Source organism: Kribbella qitaiheensis, from assembly GCF_014217565.1.
GTDB classification, from domain to species: Bacteria; Actinomycetota; Actinomycetes; order Propionibacteriales; family Kribbellaceae; genus Kribbella; species Kribbella qitaiheensis_A.
Map to the genome: position 1 here is coordinate 5,394,104 of NZ_CP043661.1, position 22,971 is coordinate 5,417,074.

Sequence of the window (22,971 nt, forward strand, 5' to 3'; positions counted from 1 at the left end):
CGGCCGCGCCCGAGTGACGCGGGGGCGCGTGGGCCGCATCCTCTCGTCTCGCGACCAGCGTCAGGACAGCTTGTGTCTTTTGTCATCGCGCCCGGCCTGAATGGCTCGGACCACCAGCACTGGCAATCCAGATGGGAAGCGGACTGGCTGCCGGGCGCCACGCGCGTCCAGCGCTCCTCGTGGACGGAGCCTTCGCTTCCGGATTGGACCAGGGCCATCGAAACCGCCGTCGACCAAGCCGGCCCGGACGTCGTACTGGTCGCGCACAGCCTCGGGTGTCTCGCAGTCGCCGATTGGCTGACGAGCCGAGTCCGCTCGGCGTCTCCGCCGTACTGATTGCCAGTGACAACGATCCGTACTGCAAAGTGCAGGCAGCCGGCAAACTCGCTGCCGGCTGGGCGGTGCCGCTGGTCACGACCGGACTACAGGGCCACATCAACTCCGACAGTAACCTCGACCTCTGGCCACTCGGTCAGGACCTCTTCAAGTGCTTCGTCGCCGGCCTCGGTCTGCCCATCGATCCCAAACAGGGTCGATAGCAGTTACTGCTGCCGTGACTTCGCGAACCGCCAGTGGGGCTGAGGGTTGACGTTCATGGCGTACGGACTGGACGAAGTGTGGGCCGGCGGACACACTGGCGCAGTGCCGAGCGTCTACAAGACCCCAGCCGGTCAGCACGCGGTGCGGCAATGGTGTTTGGAAGCCTTGGCGCGGGCGGATTTCCCACTCACCACCGCGACCTTGGACACCAGCGCCGGCCTTGTGCATCTAACTTCCGCTGGAGGTGGCAAGCCGCAGGTGGTCATGGTGCCGGGAACCGGCTTCAACGCCGCGGTGGTTCTACCGTGGCTGCAGGCGCTGTCGCCCCGCTGGACGACCACAGTGGTGGATTTGCCGGGTCAGCCCGGACTCAGCGATCCGCGTCGGCCCAGTGGGGCGCGGCTGGCCTGGTACGGCCGAGTGCTCGATGAGATTCTGGCGGGGGTGGATGCCGACGGAGTTGTGTTGTTGGGCAATTCGCTGGGCGCCGCCGTGGCCCTGGCCGCAGGCTCGCCTCGAATCGCGGCGCGGGCGCTGGTCTCGCCCGCCGGGTTCAGCCGTCTCAACGTGGACCTGCCGCTAGCGCTGGCCTCGGCAGTCTGGTTGTTGCGTCCCACCGCCGAACACACCCGCCGCATGCTGCGGTTGTTCGTCGCCCCCGGCGCGGACCCGCCGCAGACCGAGGTGGAGTGGATGACCCTGACGGCCGCCAGTTGCCGCACAACTCTGGCCCCGCCGCCCCTGCCGGCCGCACTACTGGCCCGTCGCGCCGAGCGACCGTGTGTCGTCGGGGTCGGAGAACATGACCGGTTCCTGCCGCCCCGTCGACTGGCACCGGCAGTGCGCCGAACCATGAACCTCAACGTCCGGGTCTTCTCCGGTGTCGGCCACCTGATCACGCCAGGTCACCTCGACGAGGTGGTGTCCCTTGTGGGCGAGGTCACCGATCCGCTCGCCAACTAGCCCCTGCCATTCGACGCGGCGGATGCTTACAGCTGTTGCTCGATCGGATCAGCCCGTTGCCGCTGACATTGCTGTCGGCAACGGCGGCCCGCACTCGCACTGCTCGGAACACTGACCTTCAGTCGCCGGGATGTCGAGGGGCGATGACCATCGCTTCGACGAACGCGCCGGGCCGAAGGTGGTTGCTCTTCACGCCGGGATGAGGAATGGTTGGCGCCGGTGCGCCGGGAAGTCTGGTCGGCAACGCCTGTGCCCGACCTGGCCACGGGCTCTTGACCGATTCCCGGAGGCCTCCTTGCCGAGCACACGTTCACTTGCGGTTCCAGCTTCGGACCAGGTGACCGGAGTACGCTGCGAAGATGCACGGAGAGCAGATGGCCGAGGAGTTTCCGGTGGTCGGGCTGGACACGGACGCGCGCGAAGCTGCCGAGCTGCTGGCATCGCAGAGGTTGCCCGGTCTGATCGTGGCCGACGAGAACGGTGCGCCGTACACGGTGCTGCCCGCATCGCAGGTGGTCCGGTTTCTGGTGCCGAGCTATGTGCAGGACGACCCGTCGCTTGCCCGGGTGATCGACGAGTCGCTGGCCGACCAGGTCGCGGACAAGCTGGCCGGCGTTTCGGTGCGCGCGTTGCTGCCGAAGGAGTTGGCGGAGTTGCCGGTGGTGAACCACGACGACACGGTGCTGGAGATCGCCGCGATCATGGCGCGGTTGCGCTGCCCGTTGGTGGCCGTGGTCAAGGATCGGAAGATCATCGGCGCCGTCAGCGCGTCGAGGTTGCTCGAAGTGGCGATGACGCCGCACTGATCCCGGCTCGCCGGAAGGCGGCGGCATGACGGTCATCGCAGTCGTCGTCTTCATCGTGGCGTACATGTTCATCGCCACCGAATGGATCCACAAACTACTGGCCGCGCTCGGCGGAGCCGCGGTGTTGCTCGCCCTGGGCGTGACGGACGCCGAGCACGCGTTCTACTCGCATGAAACCGGTATCGACTGGGATGTCATCTTCCTGCTGCTCGGGATGATGGTGATCGTCGGCGTACTGCGCCGTACCGGGGTCTTCGAGTACGTCGCGATCTGGGCGGCGAAGCGGGCCAAGGGCTCGCCGCTCCGGGTGATGATCCTGCTCACCATGATGACCGCGGTCGCCTCGGCGTTGCTCGACAACGTGACGACCGTGTTGCTGATCGCGCCGGTGACGCTCCTGGTCTGCGACCGGTTGGGGATCAATCCGGTGCCGTTCCTGATCGCGGAGGTGATGGCGTCCAACATCGGCGGTACGGCGACGCTGATCGGCGATCCGCCGAACATCATCATCGCGAGCCGATCCGGGCTCACCTTCAACGACTTCCTCGTGCACCTGGCGCCGCTGGTCGTGATCGAACTGCTGGTCTTCTGCCTGGTCCTGCCGCGGCTGTTCAAGGGGGCGTTCGCGGTCGATCCCGACAAGGTCGATAACGTGATGCGGCTGAACGAGCGGGAGGCGATCGAGGACTCGCGGCTGCTGATCAAGTGCGGCGTCGTGCTGTCGCTGGTGTTCGTAGGATTCATCGGCCGCCCTTTGCTGCACGTTGAGCCGTCCGTGGTGGCCTTGCTGGGAGCCGGTCTGCTCGTGCTCGTCGCGGGGGTAGAGCCTCGCGACTACATGCCGAGTGTCGAATGGCGGACGCTGCTGTTCTTCGCGGGTCTGTTCGTGATGGTCGGCGCGCTGGTGAAGACCGGGGTGATCGGTCAACTGGCCAAGGCGATCGGTGGGGTCACCGAGGGACGCGCGTTGTTCGCGACGATGCTGATTCTGGTGGTGTCGGCGGTGCTGTCGGGTGTGGTCGACAACATCCCGTACGTCGCGACGATGAGTCCGGTAGTCCACCAGTTGACCAAGAGCATCTCCGATCCGGTCCAGGCGGACGCGTTGTGGTGGGCGTTGGCCATCGGCGCGGACTTCGGCGGCAACGCGACCGCCGTCGGCGCGAGCGCGAACGTGGTGGTGATCGGTATCGCCCTGCGCGCCGGTTCCTCGATCAGCTTCTGGGACTTCACCCGCAAAGGCCTGGTAGTGATGGCGATCTCGATCCTGGTGGCCGCTCCGTACCTGTGGCTGCGGTACTTCGTCCTGTCCTGAGCTCGTCCCGTCTGCTCCAAGGCCTGGCCGGTTCCTGGCCGGAGGGAAGCCGAAATGCTGCTGTTGTGTTTTGCGGTTGTGTTGTTACTTGCGGTGCTGGTCTCCAGCCTCGCAAACCGAACGATCCTGTCGACGGCGGTGCTGTTCCTGGCTGCGGGGGTCCTGCTCGGCCCGGAGACGACCGGCATACTCGATCTCCAGCCGGATTCGCCGGTGGTGTCGACGCTGGCCGAACTAGCGCTGTTCGCAGTGCTGTTCACCGACGGGATGCGGGTCGGCTGGGCAGATCTGCGGTCGGCCTGGCGGCTGCCTGGCCGTGCACTTGGCTGGGGGTTGCCGCTGACCCTGGTGATCACGGCCCTCGCCGCCCACTACATCGCGGGCCTCGATTGGCCCGCCGCGTTGCTGATCGGTGCGATTCTGGCGCCGACCGACCCGGTCTTCGCCTCGGCGCTGGTCGGCAACCAGAAGGTGCCGGCCCGGTTGAGGCATCTGCTCAACGTCGAGTCCGGCGTCAACGACGGTCTGGCGCTGCCCTTCGTCATGGTGTTTCTGGCGGTCGCGGTCGGCGCCGACGACCTGCATCTGGGCGAGCTCGCTCTGGAGCTCGGGATCGGCGTCGCGATCGGTGTGGTCGTTCCGTGGGTGGCGCTCCGGCTGGAACGGACCCGGTTCTTCTCGGCGTCGACGCAGTACGAACCGTTGAACGCGGTGGCGATCGGTGTGCTGGTGCTCGCGCTGGCAGAGACTCTGCACGGCAATCTGTTTCTCGCCGCGTTCGCCGCAGGGATCACGGTCGCGACGTTCGGTCCCGCGCAGCGCCGGGCCTTCGAGCACTTCGGCGAGCTGATCGCGGAGAGTCTGAAGCTCGCGGCGTTGCTGGTGTTCGGAGCGCTGATCTCGGTCGAGTTCCTCGGCGAGATCAGCTGGCAGGGTTGGGTCTTCGCACTGGTGGCACTGGTCGTCGCCCGGCCGCTCGCACTCGCGGTGTCCTTCCTGCGCTCAGGACTAGGCGCAAGGGAACAGTTGGCGGCGATGTGGTTCGGCCCGAAGGGCTTCGCCTCGGTCGTGTACGGGTTACTTGTGCTGGAATCCGGGATCACGGACGCCGACGAGGTCTTCCACCTGGTAGCGCTGACGATCGTCTTGTCGATCGTCGCGCACTCCTCGACCGACATCGTGGTCGCGCGATCCTTCGAATACGCCGATCTCAAGATCGAACCGGCAGCAGCCGACTGAATTCATCCTTCGGCGAGTACCGACCCTGCTGGACCCAGAGATGTGCGCCGATCGGGCAGTGCCGGGGACGCCGAGCCAGGTCGGCCCCCGCCCAGTCCAGTCGACGCGCGGCGGGTCATGGTCGATCTCGATCGGAGGTTGGTTCAGGTGCCGGACTTGGTGTCGAGGGTTCGGCGAGCCTTGGCCACTGCGTCGGCCGCGGCGGCGTCGAGGTCTTGCGACGTACCGGCCAGCACCGACATCGACAGCACGACCGCGTCGATGCCGGTGGAAAACAGGATGACTTCGAGTCCCTCGAGCGAACCTGAGGTCGCGCTCAGCCGTACGGCGACCGGACCGGTGCCGACCGGGGGAGCGGAGACCTCGTTGACGGCCATGGTCGAGCGGCCTTCGCCGGGGATGGTCAGGGTGATGCTTCGGCAGGCGGCGATTGCGGACTTGAAGGACCGCTGCAGTGCCTGGGCGGCTGCGGGCGATCCCATCGCGTCCAGGCTCTCGTCGATGAAGGGCCCTTGCTGGCCGCCGGAGAACGATCGGGTGACCGATGCCTTCGAGCCGGGCGGCGTGTCGGCGTTCGCGAAGGTGACAAACCGGGCGCACCGAGCGTCCTTCGAGGTCAGCCGGCTGTCGTCGCCGGTTGCGCTTTCGTCCTTCTCGATGGAGAAGCCGGAGGGCAGGTCGGGCAACGCCAGCAGGGCTTTGGTGAGCTCGGCAGCGGTCGGCAGTTTGTTCGCCGGCGGAACCGGCGTGGGGGAGGCGGTGGGCGTTCCGGCGGTGGTCGGTGTGACGGACGGATTGACCGATGCAGACGTCGGCGCTCCGGTCGTCGGCGACGATCCGCCGCTGCTCGTGTCGTTGGAGCAAGCCACCAGGCACAGCGCCAGGGCTGCGGAGAGGGCGAGGCGCACAGGGGTGATCTTCAGCATCGGTGAGACTCCTGTTTCTGGGCATGGTCAGGACATCGCCGACCAGACTTCCCGGCACACCGAGAGTGATGCTATTCGATCGGATACCCCTCGCGCCATCACTCCATGTAACAGTTTGGGAGGACTACGGGGGCCGTGGCGGGACGCATTGCGTCGTCGTCACGGCGGCGAGCGATACCAGGGGGTGTACAGCAAGAAGGAGCCCGCAAATGCGGAGAGCGGGAGTTTGCGAGGCTGGGCCCGCTGCGGTGGGTCGTGGGGATCTGTGTTCAACCGGTACGAGACGTTCGACGGCGGAGTGGTGTGAGGCTTCCGCATTGGCGTGGGTCGGACAAACCCGGTTAGGCCCGGCGACCTGGTTTGTGCGTGTTCAACCAGCGCCAGAGAACTTGCTGAACGATCAGTGTCGCGACCCCTGCACAGGTCATGCCGACAAGGTTGATGGCGAGCTGGGCGGCTGAGCCGCCGATCTGTTGTGGTGCCCATACGGCGATTGACAGCGCCAGGTCTCCGGCGGCGGGCACGGTGGTGACGGAGATGAAGACACCGACCAAGGCGTTGGAACGGCCTGCGGTCTGTGACAGCACGCCGGCGCAGCCGGCCAGGACGGCGACCACTGCCGACCATCTGTCGGGGCGCCAGATGAATCCGGTCAGCGGGCGGGCGGCGGTCACGTCGCCGGCGTCGATCCAGCCGGCCGCGTGGACGACCAGGGCGGCGAGCGTGGTGAGGACGATTGCCAGCAGGAATCCCTTGGCTAGAAGGGTCAGCGACCTCGAGGTCAGGTTGTGCCTGCGCAAGGCGATGCCGAGGGCCAAGGCGGCAACGACGCCGAACTCCGGGCCGACGACCATGGCTCCGACGACGAGGATGGCCGAATCGGTGATGACCGCGATGGCCGCGATCATGGTGGCGAGGGTCAAGAAGGCGTAGAACGCCCAGGAGCCTCGTGCTTCGGCGTAGCCCTGGTCGACGACCGCGTCCCACACGACGGCGTCGTCCGGTGCTCCAGGTGCTGCCTCTTCGGTCTCCCGGGCGTTGCGTGACGGGGAGGCGTCGACGGTGGTCAGTGCTACTGCTCCGTGGTCGTAGACGCCTTGGGCTTTCAGCCGCGCGAGGATGTCGGAGGTGGCCTCACGGGTGACGTCACAGTGCACGACGTCGCCGGCGGGGCGTTTGGCGGCGCCGGGGAGGACGACGACGTTGGTCAGCCGGGCATCGTCGATAAGGGACTCGACGATCAGGTCGGTGCTGTCGGGTGGGACGATGAGTCGAAGATGCATCACGCGCTCATGATGACCGACTCAGCGACTCGTACGTTGGGTGGACCATAGGGGAATGACAAAATTCAGCGCTGATCGAGAGACCCTGCGAGCACTGGCCGACGACGGCAACGAGAAGGCGTTGGACCGGCTGGCCGACCTCGCCGACGAACGCCAAGACCTCGACGAGTTGAGCGAGCTGCTGGACGAAGGTTGCCTGCATGCGGGGCAGTTGCTGACCCGGCGCGCGGTCGCTGCAGGTGACCTGCGGGAGCTGCAGCGGATTATGGACGCCGGATACGACGAAGCCGGCGACGAGCTCGATCGGCTGCTCGACGGCCGCACGGCCAGGGACGAATGAGAGCCACGCCGCAGATTCGCCTCCAGCAGTCCATCGCCTGTCCATGACTGCCGACACGGCACAGCGGCTCGTTAGCGCTTTCGGGTGGTGAGCGCGACGAGAGAGGCCGCGGCTGCGGCGACGGGGGCCGGGATGAGCCAGCCGGCGCCGGTGAGGTGGGTCGGTGCGAAGGTCAGGTAGCTGATGGCTGTCCCGCGCGGCGGAAAGCAGATTGGCCAGTGGCGATCGCGGCATACAGGGGCCGGCTCCTCTTCCACGCGACGGACGCCATAGGGGCTGTGGGAACCGACCCGGCGGGTCGTGCATTCTATGGGGCGTGACTACCTCCGATGAGTTGATCGTTCCTGCCACTGTCGAGGGGCCGGGTAAACCGTCGGCCCAGTCTGGCGGGGTGGGCGGGTGGCTCTTGCGGCATCGGGTGCAGCCGGTCGGGCCGGAGTCCGATGAAGGTCATGCGCCGCCGCAGGCGTGGTGGAAGGTGATGTGCCTGACCGGCGTCGACTACTTCTCGACCCTGTCCTACCTACCCGGTATCGCTGCTTTGGCCGCCGGTGCGTTGTCGCCGCTGGCGACGCTGCTGATCGTGGCGTTGACGCTGCTGGGGATGTTGCCGATGTACCGGCGGGTGGCCAAGGAGAGCCCGCACGGGCAGGGCTCGATCGCCATGCTGGAGAACCTGCTGCCATTTTGGCGGGGAAAGCTATTCGTACTGGTGCTGCTCGGATTCGTGGCGACGTCGTGGATTATCACCATCACGCTGTCGTCTGCCGACGCGACCGTGCACCTACTGGAAAACCCGTATGCGCCAGGTTTCCTGCATGGGCAGGAGGTGGCCGTCACGGTGGTGCTGCTGCTGATCCTGGGCGGGGTGTTCCTGCTCGGTTTCAACGAAGCGGTGGGGGTCGCGATCCCGCTGGTGGCGATCTTCCTGGTTCTCAACGCGGCCGTGGTCGCGGTCGGCGTCTACGACGTCGTCACGGTCCCCGGCGCAGTGTCCAGCTGGGTCGATGCGTTGACCGCTGGAAACGGCGGTATCGGCGGCATCGTAGGCCCTGCGATCGTGGCGTTCCCGTTGCTGGTGCTCGGCATGTCGGGCTTCGAGACCGGCGTCAGCATGATGCCGCTGGTCGCGGCCGATGGCGAGGACGCCGAAGAGCGACTGGCCGCCCGGATCCGCAACACCAAGAAGCTGCTGACCGTGGCCGCGCTGATCATGAGTGTCTATCTGCTGGCCACCAGCTTCATCACGACCGTACTGATCCCCGCGGACGAGTTCGAGGCCGGCGGGGCGGCCAGCGGACGCGCCATGGCCTATCTGGCCCATGAGCACCTCGGTGAGGTGTTCGGCACCGCCTACGACATCAGCAGCATGCTCATTCTTTGGTTCGCCGGCGCCTCGGCCATGGCCGGGTTGATCAACATCGTCCCGCGCTACCTGCCGACCTACGGGATGGCGCCGGAATGGGGCCGCGCGGTGCGTCCGGTCGTGATCGTCTACACGGCGATCAGTATCGTGATCACCATCGCCTTCGGCGCCGATGTCAACGCCCAGGCGGGTGCCTACGCGACGGGCATCTTGGCCATGATGGTGTCCGGCGCGGTCGCGGTCACCATCTCCGCAGGGCGCCGCCGGCAACGCCGCCAGACGATCGCCTTCACGGTCCTGTCCCTCGTTCTCCTCTACGCGCTGGTCGAGAACATCATCGAGAAACCCGACGGGATCGCCATCTCCGGCCTGTTCATCGCCGGCATCATCGTCGTTTCCTTGGTCTCCCGGGTCGCGCGCACCACCGAACTGCGCGCGGACCGGATCGAGTTCGACGACACCGCCCGCCGATTCATCACCGACTCGGTCGCCAACGACGGCGCGCTCAACCTGATCGCCAACCGCCGCCAGGCCGGCGACGCCTCGGAGTACTCGGCCAAAGAAGCCGAAGTCCGGGCGATGGATCCCGTCCCCGGCAACGCCGACGTCATGTTCCTCGAGATCGACGTGATCGACCCGTCCACGTTCAGCGACGTCCTGCGCATCGAGGGCATCGACGTCGACGGCTACCGGATCCTGCGCGCCCAGAGCCCGGCAGCACCCAACGCGATCGCGGCGATCCTGCTGACCCTGCACGACACCACCGGCGTCCGGCCGCACTGCCACTTCGAATGGTCCGAAGGTAACCCGCTCACCCATCTGCTGCGCTACCTCCTTCTCGGCCGCGGTGACACCGCTCCCGTCGTCCGCGAGATCATCCGCCAGCACGAATCCGACCCCGCCCAGCGGCCCGGCATCCACGTCGGCTGACGGCAGCTGACCCATGGCCATGGTGCTCTGGACCTTCGCCCTCACCCTCACGATCGCCGGGATGATCTGCGCTATCCGCTACAAACTCGTTCTCGGTGGCGTCCTGATCGCAGGCGGCCTGACCATCGGCATCTACGCCGGCAGCCAACTCCCCTGACCCATCACCGCGGTGCGCCCGCTGTCCGCAACGGCGTACCGCGGAGATCCAGGACGAAATCGCGTCGAGCTGATTCATGCGCAGTTCCCGCAGGCCGTGAACTCATTCGGTTGGGGTCTCCACCACTGCTGCAGACAGGAGTTCGATGCGTCGACGAAGTTGCCTGGGAAGGTACCAACCTGAATACAGCATCACGCTGGTCGTGAGCAGGTAGGGCAAGGCCCAGAGCGAACCGGACACAGCCTCTCCCACGGACCCGATCGCCATCACGCCGCCGAGTGCAGTTGTGAGTCTGGGACCAGGTTGCCAGCGGGACCTGGCCAGACCAGCGGAGGCTATCCGGAGAGCCGCCGCCCGGACCTCAGGATCGTTCGGTACTGGCCCACGCAGGGAAGCGCGACGAGCGACCTTCAGTTTGTCAGCTGGAAGGCCACCTTCAAGCTCTTCACGTTTACGTCGCCAGCTGGGCTCCAGCCACCAAGCCGCCAAGGCAAACGGAATTGTGGCCATGCCGGCGATGATTCCGGATGCTGACCAGCTCGCCTCCTCAGTCTTGAAGTAGAACCCGATTCCCACACCGCCAACTAGGCCGATCCAGACTGCCAACAGCCACCTGGGCGGGTCAGAAAGTCTGGTCTGCACGGGCTCATCATCCTCGACGAGTCCTCTGCACGCCAGAAGTGCTCTCCAGGTCCGCCCGGCCGGCCCAGTACGACGCCTGAACAGTTCAATCAACCAGCCGGGCGGTAATAGTGGGGTCCGACGGAGCCGCCCGGATCTGGTCGCGGCAGCGCAAAGATCTCACTGATCGGTTCCCCGATGTCGCTGCTGCGGCTTTCCGGAGTTGCCCGCCGGCGTAGTGCTGGACGGCGAGCTGGTCATCGGTGGGACCGATGGCCGGCCGCGATGGGCATCGAGGCCTGGTCGGGAAAGGGCGCGAGTCCACGCTACACGGGTGGGACGCGCGGATGGCTGAAGGTGAAACACAGGCGACCGAAGACATCGTGGTCGGGGGCGTGATCGGGCCGATCAGCCGGCCGGGATTCCAAGAAGCCGCTGACGAAGGTCGAACCGCTGATCGTGGGAGAAGTCGCCGCCGATGCCGCGCCGCGGCAGGACAGTTAAGGCATCCGTTGCGCTGGGTCCGAATACGAGCAGAGTTGTAGCCAGAAGGCGTTCCGCCACTTCCTCATACGGTGTGGATGGCTGATCTGTTGCGAGGTTCGGCGCGAGCGTGGTTGCTGCGTACCGATGCCCAGGGCAAGTATGGGCCTTACCCCCGGTTCGTGGACACGGGTGGTGGATTATGCCGCTGATGGGAGCGTAGCGGGGTAGAGGGTTTCGTAGGTGTTCGGGGAGTGGTAGCGGCACCAGGAGTGTCGCCTGCGGGTGTTGTAGCGGGTGACCCATCGGAACACTTCGCGGCGGCAGGTGGCCTCGTCGGGCCAGGAGTTGTGGTCTTGGAGGACCTCTCTTTTGAGGGTCGCGTTGAACGACTCGGCGAGTGCGTTGTCGGCGCTCGTGCCGACCGCACCCATGGACTGGGTCACGCCGAGGGCGTTGCAGAGGTTGGCGTAGTCCTTCGACGTGTAGACCGATCCGTGGTCGCTGTGGAACACGGATCCGGCCAGGCTGCCTCGGGTGAGTTCGGCGGCTTTGAGGGCGTCTTCGACCAGTTCAGTGCGCATGTGGTCGGCGACAGCCCAGCCGGCCAGCCGGCGGGAGTAGCAGTCGATGACCGTTGCCAGGTACAGGTTGTTGCCGTCGGCAAGTGGTAGGTAGGTGATGTCGCCGACGTAGCGCTGGTTCGGGGCGTCGGCGGTGAAGTCCCGCTTCAGCAGGTCGGGCACCTTCTGATCGGCTGGCTCGGGGATTGTGGTGCGGACCTTGCGGCGGCGCCGGTAGCCGGCGATGCCGTGCTCGCGCATCACCCGGGCGACCCGCTTGTGGTTCACCCGCTCACCGGCGTCTGCGCCGTCGTTGAGTTCGGCGGTGATCCGCGGAGCACCCTGGGTCTTGTCGTCGTCGTGGACGGCCCGGATCCGTACCGCCAACGCTGCGTCGGCCTCGGCCCGCTCGGCGCGGGCAGGGGCGGCCTTCAGCCACGCGTAGTACGACGAACGCTCGATGTCGACGAGCATGCACAGCCGCTTCACGCCCCAGCCGAGGCAGGAGGTGGTGGAGTGGTCGGCGACGAACTGGAAGCGGTTCACCAGTTCGTCTCCCCGGCGAAATACTTGGCCGCCTGGCGCAGGATCTCCCGTTCGGTGGTGAGCTTGGCCTGCTCCGCCCGCAACTGCGCGTTCTCGGCCTCGAGCCGGGCGATCCTCGCCTCCGGCGACTCCGGTCCAGCACCGGTCGGCGTCTCACGCCGACGGGGCCTGGACGAACTGCTGATGGTGCTGCCGTCGGCGGTCGTCTTCTTGTCCGTCCCGTACAGGTCGACCCAGCGTGCCAGGGTCGCCCGCTCGACCCCGAGATCGGCTGCGATCCCGCGCAGCGTCGCTCCCGGAGTGGACTCGTACAAGTCAACGGCCTGCCGACGGAACTCCTCGGAGTAGTTCTTGCGGGCCATGGTCCTGATCATCTCGCTTCCCCAGCACATGGCTGGATTCAGCGTGTCCAAGAACCAGGGTCAGGGCCCTATCCCGGTCACAGCCCGCACTTGAGGTAGGAACCCATTCTGAACTCCGGCGAAATGCTCAGGCCGATGGGCAGCCGGCAACCCGAAGCGCGGCGGACGATTGCTGATTTCGATCCGGCCGGCCATGCGGCTGGATCGCAGCGGCGTCAACGGAGCCGTCGCGGTGCTGCTCGGCGTCCTGATGTGGAAGAACCTCATTAACGCGGCCTCCGCGGTGCTGGCGATCGTGCTGGTCGTGTTCGGCACGCGTTCTGGACGTTCCTGACCGAGCATCGTGACCCGTTCGTCGTCACGAACATGTGGGTGATGCGAATCCGCGGCGTCTTCTACAGCGTGATGTCGAGGATCCGCGCGATCAGTGTCGTTGCGGCCGACTCCCGCCGTCGTCCGTTCGGGATCACCGTGAACTCGAAGCGAAGTCAGCTAGGACGTCGCAGTGGGTGTGAGGGAACCAAGCCCGACATCGGCGCACTCGTCGTCCTGCTCCGGCATGCCTCCGCTGACTGCGATTGCGCCGACAACGGCATCGCCGCGTCGGATCAGTCGGGAGCCTGCGCCCGCCATGATGGGTGTCCCAGCCAGGTGATCCATCTGCGCGAACAGGGCAGGCCAGGCCTGCTGGAGGCCCATCAACTCGCTGCCGTCGCGATGGAACAACGCAACGCTGGATGCTTTCGCAGGGGCAATGCGCGCCGAAAGCGGCGGCGCACCGTCCATGCGATCGAGCACCTGGAGGTGCCCTCCGCTGTCGACGATCGCGACCGTGACCCGCGCCCCGAGCGCGGCGGCGTGTTCGCGCATCCGAACACTGACGGCTTGAGCTTCACCCAAATTGAGTGACATTTTCCTACCCCAATTTCCTTGGATCGACCAACCTTGGCTCGACCCACGAAAACCGAACTCATTGGTACGACCAAGAGACTTGCTAGACTTCGTGGATGGAGATGGAAGATTCGCCCACCCGCCTGCGCGGCAAACCGAGCTGGCTGGTCAGCAAGGCTTCGGCGCGGGCCCATCGGCTCATCGGAGAAGCGATGGCCGCTGCCAGTGGGCGCGCCTACCACTTCGCGATCCTTGCCGCGCTGGACGAGTTCGGGCCCGACAGCCAAGTGCGGATCGGCCAACGGTGCGGAATCGACCAGAGCGACATGCACACGATGCTCAATGAGCTGACGGCGCAAAGTCACGTTGCGCGTACCCCGGACCCCAGCGACCGACGCCGCAACTTGATCATCCTGACCCCCTCGGGGCAGCGACGGCTAGAAGTGCTGGACACGACGCTCTCCGAGGTTCAAGACGACCTGTTGAACGCCTTGTCAGGAACCGAGCGCCACCAACTGACCATGCTGCTCACCCGCGTCCTCGACTAGGTTCTGTTGCGAAGGTGGATCTTGGTCGTCGACGATCATGGTCTGTGGGACGTGGTGATCTGCCGAACAGCCGGTGGTGAGCCAGGCCAGGAGTTGGCGGGCGACGTAGCGATCGGTGCGGACCTCAGCCATCAGTACTTCGACGTGCGCGACGGCTTCGTGCCAGGCGGTCGGTGCTGGCGCGGATCCAGGTGTTCGTAGACCTGCCAGACGTTCAGTCCGCCGCGTCCGGGCAGCCCGGTGGTAGCCCACGACCGCGCGTTGGAACGCCCCGAGCGCATCCCTCGTCTCGGCCGGTGAAACGACCTGGCGCGGCCGACGCACTGCCACGTGCGCCCGCGCCCGGTGCGCGATCTGGCGGACCGCGGCCGCGTTCCTACCGACGGCCGCCGCGATCTCGTCGTACTCCAGCCCGAAGACGTCGCGCAGTACGAACACCCCCGCGCGAGCCGTGAACCCGGCGTACAGAGTGATCTCCTGTACGCCGGCCCGGCGCCGTGACCCTCACTTCGTGGTGCACGTATCCCGTGGACGCACCGAAGGCCTGCTCACCAAGAACCTCGCTACCTTCCGGCCCGACCCGCATGCCGACCGCCCGGCACCCGCTGGAAGCGCCGCCGACGCACTGATCCACGAACGGAACGCATACGTCGTCCAGGACTCACCGGGATCACCTGAGTCAGCGGGCTCCATCCGGTCTCCGCCTGCCCGAGCCACCCTTGTTCGCGCCAGAGCGGGCGAACCACGCAGGCCTGCGGAATGGACTCGGCGCACCGGGCTCAGGAGGCGCAGGCCTCGGCGACGGCGAGGCTGTCTTCATAGACGTGATGCCGGGTAATCAGCCCGTCCAGCACCGTCAACTGCAGGGCGAACGAAGTGCTGAACCGCTTGCCGGTCGCTCGAACTGTCTGGGCTGTTTCGCCGATCACGACGGCGTCATCACCATCGATCAGAATTCGGCTGATGCCGGCAGAACCTTCACCAGGCACGCAGGCCGCGGCCAGGGTCCGGTGGTGATCTGCAACGTCGGCTCGGGTCGACCGGGGACGGATCCAGGGGACGTCGGCATGTTCGGGTCGAGGCCAGTTGACCCGCCAATCGACCTTCTCCGCATACAGCGCGGCCACTTCCTCCGGACCCGCCCCGGTAGCGATGCGGTTGAGGAATTCGTCGACGACCACCCGAGTGCTCATGCCGCACAGCCTCGCGCCCGGCGGAGTTTTCGACCATTACATCCCAGGTAATCGGCGAACTGGAACCCCTCGCCGCGCAAGGCCACGACCTGGAGGTCATGACGGCGATCGGAGACGTCGTCGAACGGCACAACCCCGGCCCCTATCCAGCCGACGAGCTGGCGATCTTGGCCGGAGTTACCCCGGCGGACGTTCAGAAGGTGCTGGACCGAATGGTCGCCGATGGGACCGCCACACCACCCACCGACACCCAGGAAACGGACCCGCGAAAGCATCGGTGCGGAAACGTACGGCGAGCAATCTGGGGCCGCGGGTTCGGCGGCGAGTAGCTGCAGAGGACTTCGGACATCGACAACGCATCGACCGCACTCTGGCGTGGGGAGAGTCGCGAAACTCTGTCCTGGATGCCTCGTCTCCAAGAGGCGTTTGACTGGAGACACGCGGGTACGCCGACGTACCGCTGATCGTTCCGCTGACGAACGCCGAGATCGACGCTCAGCTTCCCGGCCGGCGAACGCGCGTCGGCGACCAGGTGGAGCGCACACGCGGCAAGCTCCGCGAGTACGTCTCGCTGTGATCGGCGGCCACGGTGGAGGTCATTTCGGCTTTGATCATTGGGGAATTGGATGGAAATGCCGAGTACTCGACGTAGTGAGTTGGGCGCTGTCTAGTCGCGGCCAACGCGATGCGGGTGGCCAACGACGGCGCCGTGGTTGGGCTCACTTTGCTGCCTTCGAGGTGCTGCCGGGTACCGCTCAGCCCGCGACGATCGCCGGCTTGCTGGTCGCCGCCCTGATCGCGCCTCACCTGGCCGGACCCTGGATCGCACGGATGCTGGCGAAGTTCCGCGATACCCGCCCGCTGCTGGCTGGCGTTTTCATCGGTTACGGCGTTTCCATCGCCGGGGTGACTTTCATGCTCGGATCGACGCCGAGCGTGTTCCCGGTCCTGGTAGCGCTGTTGGCGGGATGCGCCGGACCTTTCCTTGGCGGCGGGCTGACCAGCCGGCTACCCAAGGAGGCCACCCGAGCGCTTGCCTTGGACAGCGCCACCTGGGGGATCGCCACCGCCGCAGGGCCGGCGACGGCAGCAGCACTAGCGCTGACCGTCGGTACCCGGACCGCCATGCTGATCTTCGCCGGCACCGCAGTGATGGCCGGAGTTCTCGTCCTCGCGCTTCCCGCAGTCACCGGGTCACGGACCGACGCGCCAGTCCTACGGGCGGGCGAGGTGGTGCGTCTGGTGAGCCGGACCCGAATGCTCATCCGTGCGGTCGCCGCCGCCGGCGTGGCCGGACTGGGCATGGGAACCCTGCGGGTCGCGGCTCCGCTGTTGAGTCTGGAGTTCGGTCGCGGCCCGGCGCAAGGCGGTGTCCTCTTCGCTTTGGATGGCCTCGGCAGCCTCGTAGGGAGCCTGCTGATCGCTGTCCGGCCCTTCAAGGCCAGGCCCGATCGCGCGGCCGGCGGCTGCTTGGCGGTGATGGCCCTCGCCGTCGCCGGAGCCGCTGGCGCACCGTCGTACCTGCTGGCGCAGGTATCCTTCATAATTCTCGGCCTCGCGAACGGGCAGTTCATCGCAGCCACCCTCGCTGCTTGCGTCCGGGACGCCCCGGCCGAGGCGCGCGCACAGGTACTGATCCTCAGCTCCAGCCTGCGGGTTCCGACGGCCGCCGCGGCAGGAGTCCTCGCCGGATTCGCCGGTGGCGCGGGCGGGCGGGCCATCCTGCTCGCAGCCGCAATCGCCCTGGTCCTCGCCGCCACTGCGGCCGGCTTCCTCCGTCCGCTCCCGGCACCCTCACCATCCTGTCCCGACGCCGAACCCGCCTGAACCCAAATCACGTCTCCAGACCGGATACGCCTGGTCGGGCTCCAAGGCCGCCGGCTACGCACTCGGCGACGTCGTCGCAATGTGGATGGGAAGGCCTGCGTTCACGGCTTCGGTGACGAACATCCGGCGGAAGTCGCGCGCGGTGGCCGCCGGAAGGCCCTGCGATCTGACGGAAGACTCGCTCCTGAGCGGCAAAGGAGTGAGTAGAGGCTCACAAATTCATGCTCTGTGGGGAATATATAGAGGTCAGAGAGCCGACGAGGGGACTCGAACCCCTAACCACCGCTTTACAAGAGCGGTGCGCTGCCAGTTGCGCCACGTCGGCGGGTGTGGGAGTGCCGGACCATCGTAGAGGATGCCGATGGGTGGGGAGGGAAATGGGTGGGGCGTGGGGGTGGGACAGGAAGGTTGCGGGCGGGCTGGAGACTTGTCCTGGAACACCCGTCGGGAAGTGACGGGGGTTGGTGGGTGTGGGCGAGTTGGGGATGGGAGGGGGCGGGGAGGTGAGTGGGGTGGGGGGAGGTGATGCGCGTCGGGGGGCGTTCGCTGTGTTGCGGGGGAATGGTGGGTTTCGAGGGTTGTGGGTGGCTCGGTCTGTGTCGTTCTTGGGGGACTCGCTGAGTCTTGTGGCCTTGTTGTTGTATGTCGAGGCTGAGACTGGGGCGGCGTTGGCGGTGGCGTTGCTGTTGTTGGCGGGGGACTTCACGCCGGGGTTGTTCGGGGCGTTTGCGGGGGTGATCGGGGATCGGATCGACCTGCGGAAGGTGATGGTTGGGTGCGATCTCGCCCAGGCTGGGTTGGTGGTGGCGATGGCGGCGACCTTGCCTCCCTTGCCGGTGCTGCTTGTCCTCGTGGCTGTCAGGAGTTTGGTGGCGCAGGTTTTTCAGGCCAGTTCGCGGAGTGCGGTGCCGGCGTTGGTGGCGGACAGGGATTTGGAGACTGCCAACTCGGCGCTTGGGGCGGGGACGCACGGGCTCGAGGCCGTTGGGCCGGTGATCGCCGCCGGGTTGTTTCTCGTGCTGGATGTGCGGGGGATTTTATTTATTGATGCGGCTAGCTTCCTGGTGTCGGCGGGGTTGTTGAGTCGGTTGCCGTCGTTGCCGCCGGCGCCGGGCGAGGTGAAAAACTCGTTTGAGGTGCTACGAACCTTCCGGACAGTGCCCAAACTAAGATTGGGTTGTCTGGAAAGGAAAGATTTTGCCGCGTTCGAAGAGGAATTTCACTCCTGAGTATCGGGAGGAAGCTGTGAAGTCGGTGATCGAGACTTCGCGGCCAGTAGCTCAGGTAGCGAAAGAGCTCGGTATCAATCCGGGGACTTTGAGTAATTGGGTAGCTGCGTATCGGCGTGATCATGCCGGCGAGGAGCCGCCGCTCACTGTGAATGAGCGGGCCAGGCTGCGTGAGCTTGAGCGTGAGACGCGGGAGTTGCAGATGGAGCTCACGTTCTTGAAAAAAGCCGCAGCGTACTTCGCCAAGGATCATCGATGAGCGAAAGGTTCGAGTTCATCGACGCGGAATATGCGGATAATAAGGCTTACAAGGACGCTGATGCGCCATCGATTGTTCAGATGTGCCGATGGTTCGGGGTGGGCCGGTCCAGTTTCAACGAGTGGCGGAACCGGCCGGTCTCGGTGACGGCGAAGCGCCGAGCCGATCTCAAGCTGATCATCAGCAAGTCGTTCGAGGAGTCCGACGACACCTACGGGTACCGGCGGGTGCATGCCGATCTGGTGGATTGGGGCGTGCCGTGCGGGCTCGAACTGGTGCGGGTCCTGATGCGGGAGCTGGGCCTGGAGCCGTGTCAGCCGCGGCCGTGGCGGCACGGTCTGACCGAGCGAGATGGCCTGGCCGGCGCGATCCCGGACCTGGTCGAGCGCGACTTCACCGCGGAAGCTCCAGGTCTCAAGATGGTCGGCGACATCACCTACATCTCGACCTGGGAGGGCTGGCTCTATCTGGCGACCGTGATCGATTGCCACACCAAGGCGGTGGTCGGGTGGGCGATGGACGATAACTACAAGACCCCACTGATCGAGGCCGCCATCGAAATGGCTGTCCGGAACCATGAACTCGCTGACGGCGCTATCTTTCATTCCGACCGTGGCAGTAATTACACGTCCGCCCAGTTCGCCGCCACCTTGAAGAAGAACAATCTTCGCCAATCGGTCGGCCGGACCGGCATCTGTTACGACAACGCCATGGCTGAATCGTTCTTCGGAACTCTCAAGAACGAGCGTATCTATCGCACTGAATATCCCACCCGCGAACATGCACGCCGCGACGTTGCCCGCTACATCGAATTGCGTTACAATACCAAACGTCGCCACTCAGGGCTTGGCTATCGAACCCCACAACAAGCCCATGACGAGTACCTGGAAAAGCAGCTCGCAGCGTGAATTAACCGTGAAAAAGCTGTCCGGGAAACGCGCGGCACCTCAGTTCTTCAAAGACGCGCGGGCGGGGATTGGTTATATCTGGAGTACCAAGATCGTCCGCGTCATCGGGCTGGGGTTTTTTGCGGTGGTGGCGTTCAGTGGGGTTGATGATGTGGCGATGGTGTTTTTGGCCAAGGACGAGTTGGGTGCGGGGGACTCGGGGGCGGCTGTTTTGTATGCCGGGGTTGGGATCGGGCTGGTGGTTGGGTATGCGCTGCTGACCAGGGTTGCGGGGATGGTCAGGATGCTGCCGCTGTTGGTGGTTGGGTTTGCTGTTACGAGTGCGGGGAATCTGCTGACTGGGTTGGCTTGGGCGGTGTGGGCTGCGCTTGCGTTGCAGACCATTCGAGGGTTGGGGATCGCGGCGCTTGACGTGGCGATCAACACTCATCTGCAGCGCGTGGTGCCGGCGTCCATGCTTGGTCGGGTGTTTGGGAACTTGTACGGCGCGATTGGACTCGCTGCGGGGATCTCTTATGTCTTTGGGGGTCTGCTGCTGCAGCACACTGATGCTCGCGTCACCTTCATTGCTGCAGGTGCGGGCGGGCTATTAGCCGCTGGGGCTACTGGGGTGGCGCTAGCTCGGCGATAGGCCTCCGTAGGGCACGGGCCCCTGGTACTGCGATTAGGGCCACCACCGCCATCACTAGGAACGCCACCAGGGGGTGGTCGACCAGGAGGCCGACTGCTACGGCTACTACTAGGCCGCCTAGGTTCCCGGCCATCCAGATCAGGCCTGCGCCGGTGCCTTCGGCTTCGCCTGTACGACGCTCCACTAGCTCGAGCACGATCGGTAGAGCAGGCAGCAGCAGGAAGCCGATCACGGTGATCGCTATGAAGCCCATGGCGGCCGACGGGAAGAGGGCGAGGGCGGTACAGGCCACTGCTGTTACTGCGAGGCTGATCACCAGCAGGGATGACTCTGCTCGGTGGCGGACTACCAGGACCGGCACGATGGCGCTGCCGATGACGCCGGCGACCACGTTGACTAGAAGGATCGTGCTGGCTGTCTCCGCGCTGACTCCGGCGGGCTCCAAGAGCGCCTGCGCAAAGGTGGTCATGGCAACGAACACCCCGAAGGGGAAGATCGCCAGGAGGGCCACTCGCCGGATCAGCGGGTCGCCCCAAGCAACCTTCAGTGCGCCACGTACTGGGCCTCGCCGCTCCACCTTGTGCTGCCCGGGCTTTCGCAGCGCTACAACCAGTACTGCGGCCGCCAGGACGCTGAAGCCGGCCGACAGCCACAGCATGGTAGGCAACTGGTCCGCATCGGACAGTACTGCGGCCATCACGAAGGCCAGCACCATCCCGGCGAAGATGCTGGCGGTGCCGACCGCTATCCCAGTAGGGCGGTCCTTCTCAGCCAGGTAGCGGCCGGTGATCCCGGTGACAGCGTTGAGCACGAGCGGCTGGGCCACAGAGGCGAGCAACTGTCCGACGAGCAGCCAGCTGTAGTCGTCACCGATGAGCCGGACCGCCGCACCGATGGCGGTGAGCACTGCGCCGACCAGTAGCCCGCTCCGGAACCAACGGTCGAGGATCAGGCCGGCAGGGATCGACAGTACGACGTACAGCAGCGGGAAGACCTGTGCGAGCCAGCCGATCGCGCTCTCGGACACGCCGTACCGCTCGGACGCGACCGTGGTGACGCCGGCGAAGTTGAGCCAGACCAGCTGCGTGGCCGCGCCGACCAGCGCGTACGCCACGATCGCCAACCACCGGCTGCGAACCGCCACGACCTGACTCTTCATCGAAGCCCTCCCCTTTGCGAGGACCTTAGATGCAGCCCTCGATCAGCGCCAGTAGCTCCGGCTCGGGTCGCGTCGCATGCCGCGAAGGTCCTCGGCCCGCGACCCGTGCCGGCCGGGATGGGGCGGGAGGGCCGTCGCCGGCGGAGTCGGGTCCGTGCGAGCGCCGTACGTCGAACCGGTCGTGCTGGTCGGCGTACCGGAGGACAGCGAAGCGGTACGAGAGGAGACGTTCGGCCCGACGCTCACCATCACGAAGGTCGCCGATCTCGACGAGGCGATCGCCAAAGCGAACGGCGGCCGCTACGGGCTTGGCTCGGCGGTGTTCTCACTGAAGCGGGCCCCTCGCAACTGAAAGCGGGCCCCCTGACAGACAGGGAGCCCGCGATCAGCTGGTCAGGACCAGGGGTCGAACGGGATGCCGGCCGGCTTGGAGGCGTTCAGGAGGTTCCTGAACCGGTCGTCCTTGTCGGTGATCTTGATCGTCGCCGAACCGAAGTCGGCGTTCATCAGGAGGTCGCGCAACGAGGTGGTCGGCCAGCCGTTCCAGTCGACCAGCGGCGGGTAGCGCCAGTTGTGGTAGTGGTTCTCGGGCGGCTCGTCGTTGGTGTTGGCCAGCCGGAAGAAGTGCGTGCTCAGGCCGTCCTTGTGGTAGACGACCTTCGGATGCGAACCGTCGAAACGCACCTGCGACCGGGGGTAGGTGACCTGGCTGGAGTGCTGCGTCGTGGTCACGTACCGGACCTCGTTGGCCGACTGGTTGATCCACGAGATGACGTGCTCGAAGTCGTGCCGGTGACCGCCGAGACCGCTGCCGGCCACGGCCTGGTCCTTCTCGAAGTAGCTGGCGTAGATGACCGCGCACCAGCCGTTGTTGCACTTCGAGCGGGCATAGGTCTGTGAGTTGTCGAGGTCGGACTGGTCCCGGCAACTGCCGTTGACGGCTCCGGTCGTGTTCAGCCCGGGATTGAGCGTGCCGTCCGGCCCGATGGCAGGGGTGGCGTAGCACCCGTCGCCGTCGTAGTCGTAGGCCGGCGAGAAGGACTGCTCCCAGCTGCCGGCGTTCTGCGGGAGATGCGGCGGCGGTGCGGCGAACGCGGCCGCCGCGCTGGTGACCATCAGCGCGGCGGTGCCGAGGGCAACACCGAGCACCCGGCGGCCACGCCTCTTCTTGGGGGGTTGACTGGACTCGATCGGCGACAGAATTTTCATTCAGCACTCTTTCGAGAGGAGCACGCGACGACGCACGCCGTCGGGTGCGGGGCGGCATCCAACGCTCTCGACGATGACAGAGACAGTGAACAACTGCTCACCTACTACGTGTCGCACAGGCGGCAGTCGGTCGAGGTCAGGGAAGGCGGAGGATAGGGGGTCGCCCGGGCGGCGGCTGGTGAGTGGTCGGGTTCGGTCGAACCGGGCCGGTGTCAGCTGCCGCTGCTCCAGCGGGCCTTGTCAGCTTCGGTGATCTCGACGGGGCCCTTGGCGGGCTGGGTGATCCGGACCTGGTTGCCGAAGGGGTCGCGGAGGGCGCAGTCGATTCCATAGGGCTGCTCGGTCGGCTCCTGGGTGAACTCCACACCCTTGCCGGAGAGGGTGTCGAAGGTCTTGCGGCAGTCGTCGGTGGAGAGGACGCAGGCCAGGCCGAGCGCGCCCTTGGTCAGCAGCTCACGTACCTGCCTGCTGACCTCCTCGCTGAGCGCGGGCGGGCCGGGCACCTCGAGCAGGAGGTGTCGCTCGGGGTCGCTGGGCAGCGCGATGGTCAGCCAGCGCATGAAGCCCATGTCGACGTCGTTGGTGACCTCGAAGCCGAGCTTGCCCACGTAGAAGTCGAGCGCTTCGTCCTGGTCGAGGACAGGGACCGCGGTGATGGCGATGGTGTTGAACATGGA

General features: G+C 66.0%; 26 protein-coding genes and 1 tRNA gene. 17 read left to right on the forward strand and 10 right to left on the reverse strand.

Annotated elements, in window-relative coordinates:
- Positions 1-72 precede the first annotated feature (72 nt).
- The 6 genes from F1D05_RS43140 to F1D05_RS25640 all read left to right on the forward strand — a co-directional run bounded on the left by F1D05_RS43140 (position 73) and on the right by F1D05_RS25640 (position 4,863).
- Entirely contained in the window at positions 73-336 is a 264-nt protein-coding gene (locus tag F1D05_RS43140; protein ID WP_206685826.1) for an alpha/beta hydrolase, read from the forward strand.
- Positions 294-539, forward strand: a complete 246-nt coding sequence (locus F1D05_RS39070) for an alpha/beta hydrolase (protein ID WP_206685827.1) — start codon at positions 294-296, stop codon at positions 537-539. The genes F1D05_RS43140 and F1D05_RS39070 overlap by 43 nt, the downstream gene beginning before the upstream one ends.
- Positions 540-642: 103 nt before the next feature.
- Positions 643-1,503 (forward strand): alpha/beta fold hydrolase, encoded by an 861-nt coding sequence (locus tag F1D05_RS25625; RefSeq protein ID WP_185443054.1) that lies wholly within the window; start codon positions 643-645, stop codon positions 1,501-1,503.
- 359 nt (positions 1,504-1,862) lie between these two features.
- Positions 1,863-2,309 (forward strand): CBS domain-containing protein, encoded by a 447-nt coding sequence (locus F1D05_RS25630; protein WP_185443055.1) that lies wholly within the window; start codon positions 1,863-1,865, stop codon positions 2,307-2,309.
- A 25-nt stretch (positions 2,310-2,334) separates the two neighbouring features.
- Positions 2,335-3,624 carry an ArsB/NhaD family transporter gene (locus F1D05_RS25635; RefSeq protein ID WP_185443056.1) on the forward strand — a complete coding sequence of 430 codons (1,290 nt, stop codon included), beginning with the start codon at positions 2,335-2,337 and terminating at the stop codon, positions 3,622-3,624.
- 54 nt (positions 3,625-3,678) lie between these two features.
- Positions 3,679-4,863, forward strand: a complete 1,185-nt coding sequence (locus tag F1D05_RS25640; protein WP_185443057.1) for a cation:proton antiporter — start codon at positions 3,679-3,681, stop codon at positions 4,861-4,863.
- Positions 4,864-5,006: 143 nt separating this feature from the next.
- Here F1D05_RS25640 and F1D05_RS25645 read toward each other — a convergent pair whose 3' ends face one another.
- Positions 5,007-5,789 (reverse strand): hypothetical protein, encoded by a 783-nt coding sequence (locus F1D05_RS25645; RefSeq protein WP_185443058.1) that lies wholly within the window; start codon positions 5,787-5,789, stop codon positions 5,007-5,009.
- 341 nt (positions 5,790-6,130) lie between these two features.
- On the reverse strand, positions 6,131-7,072 hold the full coding sequence (locus tag F1D05_RS25650; protein ID WP_185443059.1) for a DUF389 domain-containing protein: 942 nt from the start codon (positions 7,070-7,072) through the stop codon (positions 6,131-6,133).
- Between the two features lie 55 nt (positions 7,073-7,127).
- Between F1D05_RS25650 and F1D05_RS25655 the strand changes: the two genes are divergently transcribed.
- From F1D05_RS25655 to F1D05_RS25665, 3 genes are all read left to right on the forward strand, one after another.
- Complete coding sequence (locus F1D05_RS25655) at positions 7,128-7,412, forward strand: hypothetical protein (RefSeq protein ID WP_185443060.1); 285 nt, start codon at positions 7,128-7,130, stop codon at positions 7,410-7,412.
- Between the two features lie 316 nt (positions 7,413-7,728).
- Positions 7,729-9,708, forward strand: coding sequence for an APC family permease (locus F1D05_RS25660; protein ID WP_185443061.1), 1,980 nt, complete (start codon positions 7,729-7,731; stop codon positions 9,706-9,708).
- A 13-nt stretch (positions 9,709-9,721) separates the two neighbouring features.
- Positions 9,722-9,865, forward strand: coding sequence for a hypothetical protein (locus tag F1D05_RS25665; protein WP_185443062.1), 144 nt, complete (start codon positions 9,722-9,724; stop codon positions 9,863-9,865).
- Between the two features lie 1,304 nt (positions 9,866-11,169).
- On the opposite strand, the gene F1D05_RS25670 is transcribed toward F1D05_RS25665, so the two are convergent.
- Positions 11,170-12,440, reverse strand: a protein-coding gene (locus F1D05_RS25670) for an IS3 family transposase (RefSeq protein ID WP_185448958.1) whose coding sequence is annotated in 2 segments (ribosomal slippage) — positions 11,170-12,095 and positions 12,095-12,440 — 1,272 coding nt in all. Because the reading frame shifts where the segments join, the coding sequence is not laid out codon by codon here.
- 169 nt (positions 12,441-12,609) lie between these two features.
- On the opposite strand from F1D05_RS25670, the gene F1D05_RS25675 reads away from it, so the two are divergent.
- Positions 12,610-12,774, forward strand: coding sequence for a hypothetical protein (locus tag F1D05_RS25675; protein WP_185443063.1), 165 nt, complete (start codon positions 12,610-12,612; stop codon positions 12,772-12,774).
- Between the two features lie 158 nt (positions 12,775-12,932).
- On the opposite strand, the gene F1D05_RS25680 is transcribed toward F1D05_RS25675, so the two are convergent.
- A complete protein-coding gene (locus tag F1D05_RS25680) occupies positions 12,933-13,352 on the reverse strand; it encodes a GlcG/HbpS family heme-binding protein (RefSeq protein ID WP_185443064.1) in 420 nt (139 codons plus the stop codon).
- Positions 13,353-13,447: 95 nt separating this feature from the next.
- Between F1D05_RS25680 and F1D05_RS25685 the strand changes: the two genes are divergently transcribed.
- Positions 13,448-13,879 carry a MarR family winged helix-turn-helix transcriptional regulator gene (locus F1D05_RS25685; protein ID WP_206685828.1) on the forward strand — a complete coding sequence of 144 codons (432 nt, stop codon included), beginning with the start codon at positions 13,448-13,450 and terminating at the stop codon, positions 13,877-13,879.
- Here the strand turns inward: F1D05_RS25685 and F1D05_RS43145 are convergent.
- Positions 13,826-14,317 carry a sigma factor-like helix-turn-helix DNA-binding protein gene (locus F1D05_RS43145; protein ID WP_428994971.1) on the reverse strand — a complete coding sequence of 164 codons (492 nt, stop codon included), beginning with the start codon at positions 14,315-14,317 and terminating at the stop codon, positions 13,826-13,828. The two genes, F1D05_RS25685 and F1D05_RS43145, sit on opposite strands and share 54 nt — an antisense overlap.
- Before the next feature lie 341 nt (positions 14,318-14,658).
- Positions 14,659-15,060 (reverse strand): nuclear transport factor 2 family protein, encoded by a 402-nt coding sequence (locus F1D05_RS25695; protein ID WP_206685829.1) that lies wholly within the window; start codon positions 15,058-15,060, stop codon positions 14,659-14,661.
- A gap of 110 nt (positions 15,061-15,170) precedes the next feature.
- Here F1D05_RS25695 and F1D05_RS25700 point away from each other — a divergent pair, with 110 nt between their 5' ends.
- Together F1D05_RS25700 and F1D05_RS25705 are read left to right on the forward strand one after the other, a co-directional pair.
- A complete protein-coding gene (locus tag F1D05_RS25700; RefSeq protein WP_185443066.1) occupies positions 15,171-15,401 on the forward strand; it encodes a hypothetical protein in 231 nt (76 codons plus the stop codon).
- Positions 15,402-15,810: 409 nt separating this feature from the next.
- Complete coding sequence (locus F1D05_RS25705) at positions 15,811-16,899, forward strand: MFS transporter (protein ID WP_185443067.1); 1,089 nt, start codon at positions 15,811-15,813, stop codon at positions 16,897-16,899.
- A 252-nt stretch (positions 16,900-17,151) separates the two neighbouring features.
- Here F1D05_RS25705 and F1D05_RS25710 read toward each other — a convergent pair.
- Positions 17,152-17,224, reverse strand: a tRNA-Thr gene (locus F1D05_RS25710).
- A 160-nt stretch (positions 17,225-17,384) separates the two neighbouring features.
- Between F1D05_RS25710 and F1D05_RS25715 the strand changes: the two genes are divergently transcribed.
- The 3 genes from F1D05_RS25715 (at position 17,385) to F1D05_RS25725 (ending at position 19,926) form a co-directional block, all read left to right on the forward strand.
- Positions 17,385-18,128, forward strand: coding sequence for an MFS transporter (locus F1D05_RS25715; RefSeq protein ID WP_246486902.1), 744 nt, complete (start codon positions 17,385-17,387; stop codon positions 18,126-18,128).
- Positions 18,097-19,295, forward strand: a protein-coding gene (locus tag F1D05_RS25720) for an IS3 family transposase (protein ID WP_185443068.1) whose coding sequence is annotated in 2 segments (ribosomal slippage) — positions 18,097-18,361 and positions 18,361-19,295 — 1,200 coding nt in all. Because the reading frame shifts where the segments join, the coding sequence is not laid out codon by codon here. Before F1D05_RS25715 ends, F1D05_RS25720 begins: the two co-directional genes overlap by 32 nt.
- Positions 19,261-19,926: an MFS transporter gene (locus tag F1D05_RS25725; protein ID WP_185449861.1), complete on the forward strand. Its 666-nt coding sequence runs from the start codon at positions 19,261-19,263 to the stop codon at positions 19,924-19,926. The genes F1D05_RS25720 and F1D05_RS25725 overlap by 35 nt, the downstream gene beginning before the upstream one ends.
- Here F1D05_RS25725 and F1D05_RS25730 read toward each other — a convergent pair.
- Complete coding sequence (locus F1D05_RS25730; RefSeq protein WP_185443069.1) at positions 19,898-21,085, reverse strand: MFS transporter; 1,188 nt, start codon at positions 21,083-21,085, stop codon at positions 19,898-19,900. The genes F1D05_RS25725 and F1D05_RS25730 overlap by 29 nt on opposite strands.
- 76 nt (positions 21,086-21,161) lie before the next feature.
- On the opposite strand from F1D05_RS25730, the gene F1D05_RS25735 reads away from it, so the two are divergent.
- Positions 21,162-21,437 carry an aldehyde dehydrogenase family protein gene (locus F1D05_RS25735; RefSeq protein ID WP_185443070.1) on the forward strand — a complete coding sequence of 92 codons (276 nt, stop codon included), beginning with the start codon at positions 21,162-21,164 and terminating at the stop codon, positions 21,435-21,437.
- 41 nt (positions 21,438-21,478) lie between these two features.
- On the opposite strand, the gene F1D05_RS25740 is transcribed toward F1D05_RS25735, so the two are convergent.
- Positions 21,479-22,294, reverse strand: a complete 816-nt coding sequence (locus F1D05_RS25740; protein ID WP_185443071.1) for an NPP1 family protein — start codon at positions 22,292-22,294, stop codon at positions 21,479-21,481.
- A 212-nt stretch (positions 22,295-22,506) separates the two neighbouring features.
- Positions 22,507-22,968: a VOC family protein gene (locus tag F1D05_RS25745; protein ID WP_185443072.1), complete on the reverse strand. Its 462-nt coding sequence runs from the start codon at positions 22,966-22,968 to the stop codon at positions 22,507-22,509.
- Positions 22,969-22,971: the final 3 nt, after the last annotated feature.